Here is a 1,693-nt window from a genome sequence, read left to right as displayed (position 1 = left end):
CGTAAAGCTGGCTCGGATGACGGGCAAACGGCCCGCCATTGGGGAATTCGAACGCCCAGGGCACGTCGGTTGGCCGGCCCCACAGCTCGGAATTGATGAAGTTGGCGACGCGCACCAGGCCAAGGCCGACCGGCACGCCGGCCGCCACGACATCGAACAGCGACCAGGTGCGGATGCCGCGCTTGATGGAAAACAGCGTCATGGCGAGGATGACGCCGAGCAGGCCGCCATGGAACGACATGCCGCCCTGCCACACGGCGAAGATATCGAGCGGGTGCGCGATGTAGCGCGCCAGATCATAGAAGAGCACATAGCCGGTGCGGCCTCCGAGCACGACGCCGATGGCCGCCCAGACGATGAAATCGTCGAGATCCTCCGGCTTCATCGGCAGGACGCCGTTCGGCCACAGCCTGGCATTGGCGGCGAGCCGCTTGGCATACCACCAGGCGAACAGGATGCCGACGATATAGCCGACGCCATACCAGTGCACCGCCAGCGGCCCGATCTGGATGAGGATCGGGTTGATGTTGGGGAAGGGCAGGGAGGCCAGCGGCAGCAGGAAATATTCGTTCAACGGGGAACTCTCGATTGCGAACGTGTTTCGGCGCGGACCATGCGGCAGGGTTTTGGCAGGGTCAAGGCAAGGTGGGCGCACTCGACTTGATGCCGCAGCAAGGTGCAACAAGCTTGCATTCGACGCGCGGCGCCACTACGTCAATTTTGTGCAAGCGCGAGGATTTGCCATGTCGACCGGACCGAACCGCATTCTCGATGAATTCGCCAAGCTGATGACCGACGCCGCCGGCGCCGCCCAGGGCGTGCGCCGTGAGGTGGAGACCGCCTTCAAGGGGCAGGCCGAGCGCATTCTCAACACGATGGACGTGGTGCAGCGCGAAGAGTTCGAAGCCGCGCGCGAGATGGCCGCCAAGGCGCGGGAAGAAAACACCCGCCTTGCCGCCCGCATCGAGGCGCTCGAGGCGAAGCTTGCAGAACTGGCCGGCGACGCCACATCAGCGACGGCCGCCAAGCCGCGCACAAAAAAATAATCGTTAAACTTTTCCACATAGCCCGATCCTGAAAAGCGCTTTGCCGTGAATCGCTTAACGGCATTGCATGAATCTTTGTGACAGCGGCTTTCCACATGCGAATGACGCAGTGCGAAAAATTGGGCTGTTCACGCGACTCCCGATCAATAGACTGAATTTGTTGCATGATTCGGAGCAGGATCATGCGACCGGGCGGTGGGGTCCGGTCTGGGGTCTTTGCGTCGAGAAGTCGTCTTTGCGCGAGGAAAGTCCTGGCCGTCCGAGTTCTAGACAAGATTGTTCGTTGTGTGTGCCCTCCCGCGGAGCGTGTGGCGGCGCTCGTACAGAACGACAGGAAGCATTCCATGGAACTTCTCGAACTCGAATTCTCCCGCGAAATCCATCCGGTGGATGTTATCGAGCAGGTGGCCCACAACAACGACTGGTCTTTCGAGCGGGCCGGCGACGACGAGATTTCGATCTCGGTTGCCGGAAGCTGGACCGACTATCACGTCTCCTTTTCGTGGATGGAGGATTTCGAGGCGCTGCACCTGGCCTGCGCCTTCGATATCAAGGTGCCGGAGACCCGCACGCTGGAAGTGATGCGGCTCTTGTCGCTGATCAACGAGCAGATGCTGTTTGGCCATTTCGACCTCTGGGAGCAGGAG

3 protein-coding genes are annotated in these 1,693 nt (G+C 61.1%); 2 read left to right on the top strand and 1 reads right to left on the bottom strand.

Annotation, left to right across the window (positions count from 1 at the left end; translation table 11 throughout):
* A partial coding sequence (lgt, locus tag ENZ74_RS31135) for a prolipoprotein diacylglyceryl transferase (RefSeq protein WP_127313274.1) occupies nt 1-574 on the bottom strand: 574 nt, incomplete at its 3' end.
* A 169-nt stretch (nt 575-743) separates the two neighbouring features.
* On the opposite strand from lgt, the gene ENZ74_RS31130 reads away from it, so the two are divergent.
* Both ENZ74_RS31130 and ENZ74_RS31125 read left to right on the top strand, forming a co-directional pair.
* Nucleotides 744-1,046, top strand: coding sequence for an accessory factor UbiK family protein (locus tag ENZ74_RS31130; RefSeq protein ID WP_063168840.1), 303 nt, complete (start codon nt 744-746; stop codon nt 1,044-1,046).
* 344 nt (nt 1,047-1,390) lie between these two features.
* On the top strand, nt 1,391-1,693 hold a 303-nt coding region (locus ENZ74_RS31125; protein ID WP_206522377.1), incomplete at its 3' end, for a YbjN domain-containing protein.

The organism is Mesorhizobium sp. M7A.F.Ca.CA.002.15.2.1 (genome assembly GCF_003998715.1).
GTDB classification, from domain to species: Bacteria; Pseudomonadota; Alphaproteobacteria; order Rhizobiales; family Rhizobiaceae; genus Mesorhizobium; species Mesorhizobium ciceri.
This window is presented reverse-complemented; position numbering and strand designations above follow the sequence as displayed.

Excerpts from the sequence above, each read along its gene's own strand:
- ENZ74_RS31130 (WP_063168840.1), top strand. The coding sequence starts at position 744 with ATGTCGACCGGACCGAACCGCATTCTCGATGAATTCGCCAAGCTGATG.